This is a genomic window from Rahnella selenatireducens (assembly GCF_046449555.1).
GTDB classification, from domain to species: domain Bacteria; phylum Pseudomonadota; class Gammaproteobacteria; order Enterobacterales; family Enterobacteriaceae; genus Rahnella; species Rahnella selenatireducens.
Map to the genome: position 1 here is coordinate 49,948 of NZ_JBKEZJ010000016.1, position 14,059 is coordinate 64,006.

Genomic DNA, 14,059 nt, shown 5'->3' on the forward strand with positions numbered 1-14,059 from the left:
CGAGCCTACATAAAGGAATTATGTATGTTTTTATTTAAGAAGAAACCCCAATATTTGATCGTTTTTAGCCTATTCTCTTCCCTCAACTCCTTTGCTTTTCAGGACGGTTATGGAAATAAAACGCCTTCACCATCTAATACAGGGAATAATTATCAGAATCTAGGAGATAATCCTTACTGGAATTATAGTGATAACACCCTCAATAATCCCTATAGTCAAAATGACACCTCTGTACATATTACTAACTATGCTATAGGAGTTGAAGCTTCAGATTATCGCGGAGAATTTATTTCTGAAGAAGGGGGAACTCCTTTTGCTTACAATTTTGAAGGTAATAATTTAGAGTCAACATACACTGGCGGTTCTTCAATTTCTTCCGAAGGAGAAGGATCAAACGTTGTTTTATTTAATAATAATGCCAACTTCATTTCACTTTCGTCCTCTAATGGCGGGACGTTACTTGTCGAAGGAAATTCAGCAGAAGGTGCTATTATAAAAAATAATGATAGCTTCATATTGTTAAAAGGAAACTATGCAAATGGAGCAGAAATAGAGAATTCAAATAAGGGTAAGATAGTTGTTGATGGTAATTCTGTAGAAGGCGCAGCCATTACCAACGATGACGCATCCATAAATTTGTATCATAATATTGCAAAAAATACTCACATAAGCAATGTCAATGGAGGTACTATAATTGCTCTTGGGAATAACATATCAGACTCTGAAATTACCAACGCCGAAGGCACTAATTTTACAATTGGTGACTGCAACGATGAAGTTTGTAAAGATAACGTGGGAACCACTGCAAATAACATAACGCTTAACAATAATGGTAATTTTTATTTCTCAGGGAATCTTGATCTGTCTGGATCTACCATAAATAATGGAGGTCTAGTATCTGGTACCGATAATATAATAATGACTGATAGTAATGTTTATAATAATGGAATGATGAGTTTATCTGGGGATATAAGTCTAAATGGTTCTAGTTTTGAGAATACAGGTACATTTACGCTTTCAGATTCATTATTAAATCTTTCGGGAACAGATGCTAAAAACTCTGGAGTTTTTATTATTAAGAATGTAGATATTTCTGGGGGTGCGTTTAAAAACACAGGGGCTTTAAAAATAGACGGAGATAATTCCACGAATATGGACATTACTAATACTGGGAGAGTTATCGTAAATACAGGCAGCTACACAAACTTGAATCAAGGTATTATCTTAAATGAAATTACTGGAAGTATTGATTTATATAATAACACACGTATCGTAGGTGATTTGACAAACTTTGGTATTTTGCAACTTGTCAGTAAAGATGACAGTATGGTCGAAAGCATATTTACTGGTGATATAAATAACTACGCTACGCTTTCCTTATCATCATCTGCCGACACTGTAGGCAATACGTTGACAATTGATGGCAATTATATCGGTTACAATGGTTCAAAAATCGTAATGAACAGTATATTGTCCGATGATACTTCCCGTTCTGACAAGCTACTAATAACCGGTAACAGCGATGGTGAAAGTTCTGTATATATCAATAATCTAGGTGGTCATGGGGCGCAAACTGTTGAGGGTATAAACGTCATTACTGTTGATGGAAATTCCGGGGCAACCTTTACCAAGGGTAGTAGGATTGTTGCAGGAGCCTATGATTATTCTTTAGTTCGCGGTGTTGGCTCAAACAAAGGAAACTGGTATCTAACAAGCAAAGATACGAACCCGACCAATCCGACTGTACCATCGATCGTCCCACCGACTGTCCCACCGACTGCTCCCTCGGCTTCAAGCCAAGAACGGCCAGAAGCTGGCAGTTACATTTCTAATGCAGCTGCTGCTAATACGCTTTTCACTACTCGTATTGGCGACCGGTCCTCAGGTGCTACTTACCGTGATTCATTTACGGGTGAGCAAAAGAATACCCTGCTTTGGATGCGTAATGTTGGCGGACATACGAATTGGCACACTTCTTCTGGACAGCTTAAAACAAAAAGTAATCAGTATGTTGTTCAGATTGGGGGTGATATCAAATCATGGAAATTAAAAGGAGCGGACCGTTTGAGTCTAGGTCTTATGACTGGATACGGCACTAGCAAAAGTAGAACACATAGCTCGCTTACAGGGTATTCTTCAAAAGGTAATATTAGCGGGTATAGTGCAGGTCTTTATGGCACATGGTTCGAAGATGTACAAAAAAAAAGTGGGCTTTATATTGATAGTTGGGCATTATATAATTGGTTTGATAACTCAGTAAAAGGTGATCAACTGACCTATGAGAACTACCGGTCTAAAGGCATTACCGCTTCGGTTGAGGTTGGTTATTCTATTCAACTTAACAACTCACCAACTTTACTCGGCGAGAAATATAATTGGTACCTTCAGCCGAATGCACAAGTTACATGGATGGGAGTGAAATCAAAAGAGCACACCGAAGATAATGGTACTCGTGTAATAATTAGAGGTAATGGGAATATTCAATCTCGCCTTGGTGCTAAAACTTATATCGCTCAGAATCCAAATCCTGGTCAAAAAACTTATCAAATATTCCGTCCTTATATCGAAACTAACTGGGTCCATAATACCAATGCGTTTTCAACAAGCATGGATGGAGAACGTGTAAGTCAGAGCGGTACAAGAAATATGGGAGAGGTTCGTGTAGGTGCCGAAGGAGATATTATAAAGAATATAAACATTTGGGGTAATATTGGAACACGTTTCGGAAGTAATAACTACAATAGCAGTGACGTTGCTTTAGGCATCAAATATGAATTTTAATATTTATTACAGATAACCTAACAAAATTACTCTCAGGCCACCTTTAGTGGCCTGATTTTTATAAATATCATAGTTTAGCTAATCTTGATAGGTATAGAAAAATAACAAGAAATTGAAACATCAAATCTATTATTATTATTTACACAACATTGATGACCGATTATGTGCACTCGCTTACATGTCACATTTTGAGTACTAAAGCGTCCGATCACCTTGGATTAGGTTAAGTATAGCGGCTTAGAGGATATGCTGACTATCAGCGTCTGTCAGACATATTTACGCCGATTGCCACAATAAAGGCTTTGAGTACGTTGCTTATTAAACCTAGAGTCTCTAAGACTAACAGTGGGAAGATCGTCTGCAGCAATGGCGACGGACATGCGTTCGAGCACAGTCAACTATACCTGCAGCTTAAATAACCCAAAAAAGCCCTTTCTACTGAATATTTTATAGTATTTCCTAAACATGGGTAGTTTATTCAACTTTATATAATGGGACTTATATAAAGTTAGTTATTTTCTGAACTAGCTGGTAATCTATCCAGTAGTTACAGGTTCAGGTGATTTTTTGCTGTAGATCGTGCAGGTTTCGCTACGTGAAATCTGCAAGGTAAATCCCCTGCATCTTTCTCAGAATCTACGTAGCGTCGTCACTGACCGGGAGTTCGCTTTTTAAGCTATATATGGGCAAATTAACACCAACTCCCCAAGCGCTACCGGCTATCCAAGCTGAAGAGGATGTTCTGGCCAGGCTTAAGGAATTTGTACAGGACAAGGAAGCATTTTCACCCAATACCTGGCGACAACTGATGAGCGTAATGCGGATTTGTCATAAATGGTCGACAAAGAATGGCCGTTCGTTTTTGCCTATGCTTCCGGACGATCTTCGCGATTACCTGAACTGGTTACAAGAGAACGGGCGCGCCTCTTCAACGATTGCCACGCACGGTTCTTTGATTTCGATGTTACACCGTAACGCAGGTCTTACCCCTCCTAACATCTCACCGCTAGTGTTCCGGGCCGTTAAGAAGATAAACCGTGTTGCGGTTGTAACCGGTGAACGTACGGGTCAGGCGGTTCCCTTTCGTCTTGAAGATTTGCTGAAACTGGATGCACTGTGGTCTGACTCGAAATCGCTTCGGCACAAACGGGATCTGGCATTCCTGCATGTCGCTTACAGCACGCTGCTTCGTATCAGTGAATTAGCTCGACTCCGTGTTCGAGACATCTCCCGGGCACCGGATGGCAGGATCATCCTCAATGTGAGCTATACCAAAACTATTGTTCAGACGGGGGGCCTTATCAAATCCCTAAGCTCGCAGTCTTCCCGACGGTTGTCGGAATGGTTGTCGGCGTCAGGTATGAGCGCCGAACCTGACGCTTTCCTCTTCTGTCCGGTTCACCGCTCTGGGAGTGCAACTCTTTCTATCACCCGTCCGCTGAGCACGCCGGCGATAGAATTTATCTTCACCCAGGCCTGGCGTACGATTGGAACAGCTGAAACTATCACCCCAAACAAAGGACGCTACATGACCTGGACTGGTCACAGTGCCCGTGTAGGAGCTGCACAGGACATGGCGGGACGTGGCTATGCCGTCGCTCAGATTATGCAGGAAGGGACATGGAAAAAGCCTGAAACTTTAATGCGCTATATCCGCAATCTTCAGGCTCATGAAGGTGCGATGACTGATCTTATGGAAAAAAGTCTTATAAATCAGAAAAATAACAACTAGCATAATTCATACTTCATCATTGTGAAGTATGAATTCTTGTTTGTTTTTTTCGATTTCATCACTTGCCTTGCTTCAAGGTTGCTGTAAATACTAAAGGCGAAGCATTAATGTCATCGGATTAATTGACGATGATGTAAAACCGTAGTGTTCATAAAATTGTTTAGCGGGTTCATGAAGTGCATGTACGAGCAATGCTCTGACCCCTGTGTTTTTAGCAATTGAGTGAACTCGAAGAACAGCATCCTGTAATAATGAGGCTCCTAACTTTATTCCCTGAGCGCGAAGGTCGACCGCCAATCTTCCCAATACAATGACCGGAACTGGGTCAGGCATATTGCGCCGAACTGACCCTGTTGCTTCCCTGTGGGACACAGCGCCGGCTGCAAGGGCGTAATAACCGAAAACACTTTTATCGTTAGTCGCGACAACAAAAGTACGACTTGCACCATTTAAATGGTTTGTCAGAGCGCGCCGTTTTAACCATTCATCTAACGTTGATTCCCCACAACCAAAAGCATCAAGGATATGTGCAGTTGTCAGTGGCTCCGGGGCAGATAATTGTAAACTCATGCCCAAGGTGCTTTCACTGCCATCAGGCGCTCCAGACCCTGATTTGTCTTTTGAGGTGCATCAAGCATCGCTGTGAATTCATGAAATTTTTCAGTATCTAACTGGAAAAAAATTTGGTCGAGCATAATTGCTTGCGCGCGTTCACACGCTACTTCAAGCATGAAATCAGATCGGTTTTTACCTAACAGACTGGCAGCCTGATCGATAAGGTCACGCTGTTCCGGCAAAGCACGCAAATTAATCGCAGCATCACGCATTTTATATATCTCCCGTAATGACAATGGATATACATTATAAGGTTGTGTATCTATTGTCAATACAGTACGTCTTCGGGCAATTCTCAACCTGGCTTTTTTGGTTGACCACTATGAGTCGTCCTGCCCCGGCGTCTGCAGGGAGGCGTCCACAAATCGCTTGGCTAGGGCATTGAACGAGGTTTTTTTCGTGACAGCCCGGTTTTTCAATGCGTCGATGAGTTTTTTAGGAAAGCGTAGGGTCAGCTGGATGAGCATCATTTTTTTCCTGTCAGGAGTGTTTCAAGAGTGAGTTTAAAATCATTAGACGCCTTCACTATTGACACTGTTAAAATATTATGTAACTCAATGTCTTTAAAAGACATGATGTCATTTAAATGAAGGTGTACCTCATTCCTTTCATTTTTTCGGCTGAGATCCGATTTCTGGCAGTTCTGGATCTCCGCTCAGGGTGCGCCGGTTTTTTGCGCAACATTCGCATATGTGGGAAATATTTATCTTTAAAACGCTATATAATGTGTTGCGGAGTGTTTTCAGAGCGTGCGTAAGACACCTGAACGCGGCTGGTCGGCGTTAACCCTCCGTGCTACACTTCCGGAAATTCTCCATATACCAAAAAATCGGATCCAACGGGAGTGGCGAAACGGTAATTGCAGGCGTGGTCATCAGGATAGTTATTATTTCTTAATGTTATTTTTTCAGTGAGGTATTGCAAGGGCGATCATCATTACGTTGGTGAGGATGGGTGATGAATGCGAAGCGGGATTATTGAAAAATATATAATTGAATATGGGATTGGCTATGCGAAAGATAATTGATCTAAGAAATATTCATGATGCACTAATCATGCTTGGTCATGAGAAATTGTGGTTCTGCTACCCAAGACCTCATAACAGGAAGAAAGGTGTCTGTCAGATAGTGACATGGAACAATTACATTGTGGCTGAGAGACATCTGGATGTTCACACTAAAGGCTGGGATTTTACAAAGCATGCGACAGTAATTTTCCCTTATCCGCCCGGTAGCCAACCATCACAGTTTGATGATGAGCTAACTGAGGAATCAATTTTCACGCTTGGCTTGATTTACTGATCTTCTTGATTGGCAATTATCGTAGGCGGGATTTTGCACTCAATAAGGAAAAAGCATGGGTGACTGGTTTATTGCGACTGAAGGGGTGAAGGTGGTTAAGGACAGTGCCAGCCTGGCACCACAAATCATCACGGCAATAGCCTCGATTGGTGCGGCCCTGGGAGGCGTGGGTTTGACGCATCATTTTACTCGAAAGCGCGAGGAAAGGGCTGCAGCAGCGAAGCAGGCCAGTGAACGACTATTTATTGCCACGGAGCTGGTCTTTTTGCTGGAGCACTTTGCCGAGGACTGTGTCCGGGTTGCCACGGACAAGGGCGAGCCCGATCAGCAAGGTGAGTATTCTCCTGCGGTAAAACAACCTGAGCTGATTACCGTGGATGTTTCGGGAGACTGGCGTACGCTGCCCCCACTGATCATGTATCGAATCCGCGAGTTGCCCGTACTGCAGAGCGAAGCCCGAAGAGACATTGCTATTGCGTAAGAGCATAGCTGGGCCCCCTATCACAAAGAAGGCTTTCAGGAACGTCAGTACCAGTATGCCCGCCTCGGGCTGAAAGCCTTGATCCTCTCACGGCGGCTGCGCAAACTAGTTTGTCTGCCTGGCACCCGTCTTGATGCGACGGAATGGTCTGCCCAGCCCGTACTCTGGCAAGTATGGCGGCAGGAACGGCACCGTCGCGCGGTGGAGTACATCTTGCGTCAGCGCGAACTTGCGGCGTTTCAGATCCGTAATCAGATGCGCGACGGGGGAAAGAATCCAAACTCTACAGGAGAAACATCATGACCCCTTCATACCCTCCGGCGGCGTTTCATCAGGGGACTCTGGCAACACTGCCGGTGGCCATCGACTATCCGGCCGCGCTCGCCCTGCGTCAGATGGCGGTGCTTCAGGACAATTTGCCGAGTTACCTAATAGCACCGGAGGTGAGCGCGCTGCTCCACTATGTGCCGGATCTGCACCGTAAGATGCTGCTGGCGACGCTCTGGAATACGGGGGCGCGCATTAACGAGGCGCTGGCCCTGACCCGTGGGGATTTTTCCCTGACGGAGCTTTACCCATTCGTGCAGCTGGCCACGCTCAAACAACGCGCAGAGAAAGCAGCGAGAACGGCCGGACGTGCACCCGCCGGGAGCCAGGCCCTTCGCCTGATCCCCCTTTCGGACCACCTGTACGTCAGTCAGCTGCAGATGATGGTGGCCACGCTGAAAGTTCCGCTGGAGCGACGCAATAAGCGAACCGGTAAGACCGAGAAGGCGCGTATCTGGGAGATCACCGACCGCACGGTGCGCAGCTGGATAAATGAGGCCGTGGACGCGGCCGCCGCAGACGGTGTCACCTTTTCGGTCACGGTGACGCCGCACACCTTCAGGCACAGCTACGCCATGCACATGCTGTACGCCGGTATTCCGCTCAAGGTGCTGCAGAGCCTGATGGGGCACAAGTCGGTCAGCTCGACGGAGGTGTATACGAAGGTGTTTGCGCTGGACGTGGCGGCCCGCCACCGGGTGCAGTTCTTAATGCCAGGTGCAGAGGCAGTGGCCATGCTTAGGCAGACGTCATGATGAAGAGGTGCAGCATCCTTTCCATAAACAACGCGGTTCCTTTGACGGCTAAGAGAGGCATCATCCTATCGTTACAGACGGGATCAGATAAGATGAATAACTGTGAGCAATTAAAACGAAGTAGTTTTTGGTATAAGCTATGACCGGTTTTTTACGACGATAGAATTGCCGCCTATTCATTATGCAATGGAAGCTTTACACTGTATGAATTAGCGAGAGAAGGATGATATTACTCAAAAAAGCGTATCTGGATCTTGAATCCTTATGAGTGTATGATTTTGCATAATGAGGGACTGTTTTGAAATGTAACATGGTATGAGTTACCATCAGACACGAATGAAGAATTGTAAAAGTGGTTTATAAATGCTTTAACAATTTCGAACGCCTTGGTACCAATATTACCATAAAGTAAAATATGCTGTTATAACATTTTCCATATTTAAGAGGTGAAGATCTTGAAGAAATTTATGTTTGTGTTAGCGGGCCTAATACTATCTTTGTTAGTCATACACTATTCTCCACTTGACCCTTTGGGGACTCAATATTCGGCTCATCCTCTCTTAAGCCTTTTAGCGAGTTTGCTCCTCGTATGTTTCATGCTAAAAGCAGGGTCTTGGATCGCAGACAAAACTAGCACTAATGACAAAAAAACTTTTTGAGTCTATGATTTTTAATAAAAGCCATTGAAAAATGGCTTTTATGACTTTAATCATTTTAAGTTTAAGGTATCACTTTTGCCTTAAACTCTATGATGCAAGGGAATTATATTCGACAGGTCTTTTAAAATAATGGAAGATACTTTAAAAATAAACATAAAAAAAGATAGAGCTAAAATCTTAGCCATCATGATTTTTTACTTTTTATTTACCATATCCCCTTATATATTGACGAGTTTCTTTCAAGTTGAATTCGATGATTCAATAATAATCATGCTAATTTGCCAGTTATCCCTCGGTGTATATATTTATAACAAATTTTCAAAAAAAATAAAGGGTATCAATTTTAATTTTTCAGCATCAAAGGGTAAAGTTACATTATTTTTAATTTTGCTATTATTTTGTTTCGCTATATCAGCATTTATTTATATCCATAGTGAACAGTCCGGGTATGAAAGCACTCCCATTACAATCCCACTTTTCATTGTTCTTGTATTTATTTCACCATTATATGAGGAGGTTTTTTTTAGAGGATTTGTTTTAGGTTTAATAAAATTAAAATTTAATGGTAAAGGATTAATTTGTTGTTTTATAACAACTTTATTGTTTTGCCTTTTTCATTTTAACTCATATGAAATATACCAACAGCTGAATATTTTCATTTCAGGGCTAATGCTATTTTACATACGAGACAAGACTGATGGCCTTCTATATCCGGTAATCTTACACGCTTCCATGAACTTTTTCAGCCTAATCATGCAATGATCTCTTCCATTATGTCAGCTCATAATCGTTCATGGGACTACCCTAAAGTCGTTATTACTTCAGGGTAGTTTAATTTTATGTAAACTATTTACCAGTGGCATTGACCATTGACGCTGTTGGCATTAGAGTCTCCGCCAAAAGCGCCGCCACGGCCGCCATTATCAGACAGGCATTTACCTGCATTTTGAAACACACCGAACCCCATTTTCCCAGGGTTAGGAAAACCTTTTACGAGTGCACCAAAAACGCCTGTAGCACATTCAGCAGTACCGGGACCTCCATATATTTTTGTAGGCGCTCTTCCCGAAAGATGACTCCAAGACGCTTGGTCATGATTGTTATGTGCGTTACCGCCGCCATGGCCGCCTTCATAATTAGAGTTAGCATTTCCGCCTGCAACTAAAGCTAGTTCAGATTGAGAAAGTTCTTTTATCATTTTTTTACCCTCGTAACGGTTATGTTTTTTCTGCTATTGATTTGGTCTCCACCAGAAAATCTATTAGCAGTGATACTGACACTTGCAGAAGGAGTAAAGCCGTAGAATTTTTATTACCACATATATGACTATTCCACAGAGAAAATGAAATAGCAGTAACAAAATGCCAACAGTATGATGGTAATGATTTATTCAGCTACACGTTTACTTCTTTGTGAAAGGTCCAAAACAGTTATACGCCCAAAAGTAAGCTCTTTGTCAGTTTTATCATATTTTGTTACATATAATTTCACTTGCTTAACTTTTAATCGATGGGAATTATTTTCTCATCGTGTCTCTTTGTCCTTTCAGACTATGAGAACGTTATGGTAACTTTTTTTAAGTTATTGTAATTTATGATTAAAAATATTTAACCCTTCCAGTTTTTTTCTGAACCTGTTAATCATTTCTTAAAAGCATGTTTGTTGAGTAAAGTTATCTAACAAAACAGGAGTACAATCCTTCACTGGAAACAGCCTGCATCAACCTAAGCTCGATGGTTGGCCTTCCTATATTGCCACGTGTGATAAGTCATTAATCTTTCGATGATAGTCCGGAGAAAATTGAGGATTAGAAGATCAAAAGGACTGATGAACAAACGTTTGCCGGAGCAATATAATGTCATGGCATAATAAACGTGACGCATCACATACAAACTCGCTAAGGAAGGGCAAACCGTGTTTCGCCAGGAAGCGATTGATAATCAGAAAATGAAATGGCGTGGTAGAGCGCTACTCCTCCCTGGAATTCCCTTTTGGGTCACCGCATCCTTATGTCTTTTATTTATTACAGTCTTCCTGACCTGTGTCATCGCCGTAAACTACACCCGCAGAGTCAACGTCACCGGAGAGATTAGTACCTATCCGCGCGTGGCAAACGTCTATTCCGGAGTTCAGGGAGTGATTGTTAAAGAATTTGTTACTGAAGGGCAGGTAATCAAAACGGGCACTCCTATTTACCAGATTGATGTGAGTAAAAGTACGCGCAGCGGCGTGGTCAGCGACAACCAACGCCGTGATATCGATGACCAGCTTGAGCGCATTACGCAAATCATCAGCCGACTGGACAGCAGCAAAAAAGACACAGTCGAGATGCTGGAGAAACAAAAGGCACAATATACCGTGGCTTTCCAGCGCTCCACCGACATACTGCGGCGCGCCGAGGAAGGACTCCGTATTATGAAAGAGAATATGGAGAACTATCGGCAATATCAGACCAAGGGGCTTATCAATAAGGATCAACTCACCAATCAGGTGGCGTTGTATTACCAACAGCAAAACAATCTATTGGGTCTCACCGGCCAAAACGAGCAAAACTCTCTGCAGATCACCGCTTTGGAAAGTCAAATCCACACACAGGCCTCAGAATTTGATAACCAAATTTATCAAATGGAACTCCAGCGCTACGAACTGCAAAAGGAGCTGCTGAACATCGATGCCGGCGGAACCATCATCGTCCGTGCCCTGGTTGACGGTCGCGTCGACTCCCTTAGCGTCACGATAGGGCAAATGGTTAACGTCGGCGACAGTTTGCTGCAGGTCATCCCACCCTGCATTGATCATTACTCTCTGGTACTTTGGGTACCCAATGATGCTATTCCCTATATCTCCCCAGGGGACCGAGTCAACATTCGCTATGAGGCCTTCCCTTCTCAGAAATTTGGGCAGTTCGCCGGCACGGTGTCAGTGATTTCCAAAGCACCGGCGTCACCGCAGGAAATGCTGACCTATCAGGGCGCCCCCAAACCCGCGCTAACCTCTGCAGTCCCTTACTATAAGGTGATCGTCAGACCAGAGAAGCAGACCATTATGTATAACGGTAAACGTCTGAGCCTTGAAAACGGTATGAAAGCGGAGAGCACACTATTTTTGGAAAAAAGGAAGATATATCAATGGATGCTATCACCGTTCTACGACATGAAACACAGCGCGTCGGGACCGGTCAATGAGTAGGTTATCTGTCAAGAAACTGCTCGGCCAGCTCAACATCCGGCTTCGGCAACGCGTTCCGCTAGTCCATCAAACTGAGTCCTCTGAATGTGGCCTCGCTTGCCTGGCGATGATCTGCGGCCACTATAGTAAGAATGTCGATCTGATTGCACTACGCCAACAGTTCAACCTCTCGGCGCGTGGCACCACATTGTCCGGATTAACCGGCATTGCCGAACAGCTAGGTTTATCCTCACGCCCTCTTTCACTGGATATCGACGACCTCAGCGCACTAAAAATGCCGTGCATACTGCACTGGGAGTTTAACCATTTTGTCGTTCTGGTGAGCATCAGGCGTAATCACGTGGTCATACATGACCCGGCTCGAGGACGCAGAACCATAAACATTGCGGAGCTGTCGCACAGTTTCACCGGCGTGGCACTTGAGGCTTGGCCAGGTGCAGCATTCAAAGCACACACTGTGCGAAACCGGCTCAGTCTTAGCACGCTTATGGGTAACGTACATGGGCTAAAAAAAACGCTAGGAAAGGTTTTCTGTCTGTCATTGGTGATTGAAACCATCAACCTTGTGATGCCGGTGGGTACACAATTGGTGATGGATCATGCGATCCCTGCGGGCGACCGCGGACTGCTGACCTTAATCTGCGCGGGGTTGTTGTTCTTTATTCTGCTGCGGGCAGCAGTCAGCATGGTGCGGGCCTGGTCCTCTTTGGTCATGGCGACCCTCATCAATGCTCAGTGGCAATCCGGGTTGTTTAATCATCTATTGAGACTTCCCCTTGGCTACTTTGAACGTAGAAAACTGGGTGATATTCAATCGCGCTTCGGCTCGCTGGATGCATTGCGTAGCACTTTCACGGCCAGTATTGTCGGCGCCATCATGGACATTATCATGGTGGTCGGCGTGCTCGTGATGATGATTTTGTACGGGGGTTGGTTAACCTGGATAGTTATGGCCTTCACTGCCATATATGTAATCCTTCGCCTATTGACCTACGGTTATTACAGGCAACTGTCAGAGGAGTCTTTAGTAAGAAATGCCCGCGCCGGCTCATATTTCATGGAAACCCTATACGGCATCGCTACAGTCAAAATGCAGGGGATAGCAGAGAGACGCAGTGCCCACTGGCTCAACCTCGAAATCGATACCATCAATACCGGGATCCGGGTGACTAAGATGGACATGCTGTTTGGCGGCATCAACACCTTAATCTCAGCCTGTGATCAGGTGGTTATCTTATGGTTGGGAACCAGCCTGGTAATCGATAACCAAATGACAATCGGTATGTTCGTCGCGTTCGGCGCTTTTCGCGGACAATTCTCCGACAGAATTGGGTCGTTGACCAATTTCTTGCTGCAACTACGCATGATGAGCCTGCACAATGAGCGCATTGCCGATATCGCCCTGCATCCGCAGGAAAACCGTAAGCCAGACCTTCCTTATGAGGCTCGCCTTCAGCCGGTGTCGCTGGTAACGAGAGAGCTTAGTTATCGTTATGACAGTCAGTCTCCGCCTATTTTCAACGGATTGGACATCACCATCGCTCCAGGAGAAAGTGTGGCTATTGTTGGGCCGTCCGGTTCGGGCAAAACCACCTTAATAAAGATTCTGTGCGGCCTGTTTTATCCTGATACAGGTCGGGTCGAGGTGAACGGTATAGATATTCAGCAATTGGGTATCAATAACTACCACAAAATGATCGCGTGCGTGATGCAGGATGACAAGCTTTTCTCCGGCTCCATCCGGGAGAATATCTGCGGCTTTGCTGATGAAGTGGATGAAGCCTGGATGCAGGATTGCGCCCGAGCCAGCTACCTGCATGATGTCATCAAGCAAATGCCCATGGGGTATGAGACCTTGATCGGTGAATTAGGAGAAGGGTTATCAGGGGGGCAAAAGCAGCGACTGTTCCTTGCAAGGGCGATTTACAAGAAACCTGCAGTCTTGTTCTTAGATGAGGCTACCAGTGCTCTGGACAAAGAAAGTGAAACTATGGTGAATATGGCGATTAAAACTTTAAGCATAACAAAGGTTATCATTGCTCATCGAGAGACGACGATAGCTTCGGCAGACCGGGTAATTTATCTGGGATAAGCGTTTTAGCACTCATTCTGTCCTTAGTGTTGCTTCGATAGCTCTGTGCCAAAGTGGACATTTTAGTGACAAGCTTCAGATCCCATTTGTCCACCTTCTATCTTTGATAGCTTATTGAACATTTTAG

General features: G+C 44.2%; 11 protein-coding genes. 7 read left to right on the forward strand and 4 right to left on the reverse strand.

Annotation, left to right across the window (positions count from 1 at the left end; all coding sequences use genetic code 11):
• Positions 1-24: 24 nt before the first annotated feature.
• Positions 25-2,781, forward strand: a complete 2,757-nt coding sequence (locus tag ACLBVC_RS21125) for an autotransporter outer membrane beta-barrel domain-containing protein (RefSeq protein WP_410151235.1) — start codon at positions 25-27, stop codon at positions 2,779-2,781.
• Positions 2,782-3,463: 682 nt separating this feature from the next.
• Positions 3,464-4,513, forward strand: a complete 1,050-nt coding sequence (locus tag ACLBVC_RS21130; RefSeq protein WP_410151236.1) for a tyrosine-type recombinase/integrase — start codon at positions 3,464-3,466, stop codon at positions 4,511-4,513.
• A 90-nt stretch (positions 4,514-4,603) separates the two neighbouring features.
• Here ACLBVC_RS21130 and ACLBVC_RS21135 read toward each other — a convergent pair whose 3' ends face one another.
• From ACLBVC_RS21135 to ACLBVC_RS21145, 3 genes are all read right to left on the reverse strand, one after another.
• Entirely contained in the window at positions 4,604-5,083 is a 480-nt protein-coding gene (locus ACLBVC_RS21135) for a GNAT family N-acetyltransferase (RefSeq protein WP_410151237.1), read from the reverse strand.
• Complete coding sequence (locus ACLBVC_RS21140; protein ID WP_410151238.1) at positions 5,080-5,340, reverse strand: type II toxin-antitoxin system TacA family antitoxin; 261 nt, start codon at positions 5,338-5,340, stop codon at positions 5,080-5,082. The genes ACLBVC_RS21135 and ACLBVC_RS21140 overlap by 4 nt, the downstream gene beginning before the upstream one ends.
• A 108-nt stretch (positions 5,341-5,448) precedes the next feature.
• The gene (locus ACLBVC_RS21145; protein WP_410151239.1) at positions 5,449-5,598 is read right to left on the reverse strand and encodes a hypothetical protein; all 150 of its coding nucleotides are present in this window, start codon (positions 5,596-5,598) and stop codon (positions 5,449-5,451) included.
• A gap of 886 nt (positions 5,599-6,484) precedes the next feature.
• Here ACLBVC_RS21145 and ACLBVC_RS21150 point away from each other — a divergent pair.
• The 3 genes from ACLBVC_RS21150 to ACLBVC_RS21160 all read left to right on the forward strand — a co-directional run bounded on the left by ACLBVC_RS21150 (position 6,485) and on the right by ACLBVC_RS21160 (position 9,413).
• Entirely contained in the window at positions 6,485-6,910 is a 426-nt protein-coding gene (locus ACLBVC_RS21150) for a hypothetical protein (protein ID WP_410151240.1), read from the forward strand.
• Positions 6,911-7,209: 299 nt separating this feature from the next.
• Positions 7,210-7,992: a site-specific integrase gene (locus ACLBVC_RS21155; RefSeq protein WP_410151241.1), complete on the forward strand. Its 783-nt coding sequence runs from the start codon at positions 7,210-7,212 to the stop codon at positions 7,990-7,992.
• Between the two features lie 929 nt (positions 7,993-8,921).
• On the forward strand, positions 8,922-9,413 hold the full coding sequence (locus ACLBVC_RS21160) for a CPBP family intramembrane glutamic endopeptidase (protein WP_410151259.1): 492 nt from the start codon (positions 8,922-8,924) through the stop codon (positions 9,411-9,413).
• A gap of 88 nt (positions 9,414-9,501) precedes the next feature.
• Here ACLBVC_RS21160 and ACLBVC_RS21165 read toward each other — a convergent pair whose 3' ends face one another.
• On the reverse strand, positions 9,502-9,849 hold the full coding sequence (locus ACLBVC_RS21165; protein WP_410151242.1) for a hypothetical protein: 348 nt from the start codon (positions 9,847-9,849) through the stop codon (positions 9,502-9,504).
• A 716-nt stretch (positions 9,850-10,565) separates the two neighbouring features.
• Here ACLBVC_RS21165 and ACLBVC_RS21170 point away from each other — a divergent pair.
• Together ACLBVC_RS21170 and ACLBVC_RS21175 are read left to right on the forward strand one after the other, a co-directional pair.
• A complete protein-coding gene (locus ACLBVC_RS21170) occupies positions 10,566-11,840 on the forward strand; it encodes an HlyD family secretion protein (RefSeq protein WP_410151243.1) in 1,275 nt (424 codons plus the stop codon).
• Positions 11,833-13,932 (forward strand): peptidase domain-containing ABC transporter, encoded by a 2,100-nt coding sequence (locus ACLBVC_RS21175; protein WP_410151244.1) that lies wholly within the window; start codon positions 11,833-11,835, stop codon positions 13,930-13,932. Before ACLBVC_RS21170 ends, ACLBVC_RS21175 begins: the two co-directional genes overlap by 8 nt.
• Positions 13,933-14,059 lie beyond the last annotated feature (127 nt).

Bases quoted from the DNA above. Each gene is read 5' to 3' on its own strand.
- ACLBVC_RS21150 (WP_410151240.1), top strand. From the start codon at position 6,485: ATGGGTGACTGGTTTATTGCGACTGAAGGGGTGAAGGTGGTTAAGGAC.
- ACLBVC_RS21145 (WP_410151239.1), bottom strand. From the start codon at position 5,598: ATGATGCTCATCCAGCTGACCCTACGCTTTCCTAAAAAACTCATCGAC.
- ACLBVC_RS21175 (WP_410151244.1), top strand. From the start codon at position 11,833: ATGAGTAGGTTATCTGTCAAGAAACTGCTCGGCCAGCTCAACATCCGG.
- ACLBVC_RS21140 (WP_410151238.1), bottom strand. From the start codon at position 5,340: ATGCGTGATGCTGCGATTAATTTGCGTGCTTTGCCGGAACAGCGTGAC.
- ACLBVC_RS21125 (WP_410151235.1), top strand. From the start codon at position 25: ATGTTTTTATTTAAGAAGAAACCCCAATATTTGATCGTTTTTAGCCTA.
- ACLBVC_RS21155 (WP_410151241.1), top strand. From the start codon at position 7,210: ATGACCCCTTCATACCCTCCGGCGGCGTTTCATCAGGGGACTCTGGCA.
- ACLBVC_RS21160 (WP_410151259.1), top strand. From the start codon at position 8,922: ATGCTAATTTGCCAGTTATCCCTCGGTGTATATATTTATAACAAATTT.
- ACLBVC_RS21165 (WP_410151242.1), bottom strand. From the start codon at position 9,849: ATGATAAAAGAACTTTCTCAATCTGAACTAGCTTTAGTTGCAGGCGGA.
- ACLBVC_RS21135 (WP_410151237.1), bottom strand. From the start codon at position 5,083: ATGAGTTTACAATTATCTGCCCCGGAGCCACTGACAACTGCACATATC.
- ACLBVC_RS21130 (WP_410151236.1), top strand. From the start codon at position 3,464: ATGGGCAAATTAACACCAACTCCCCAAGCGCTACCGGCTATCCAAGCT.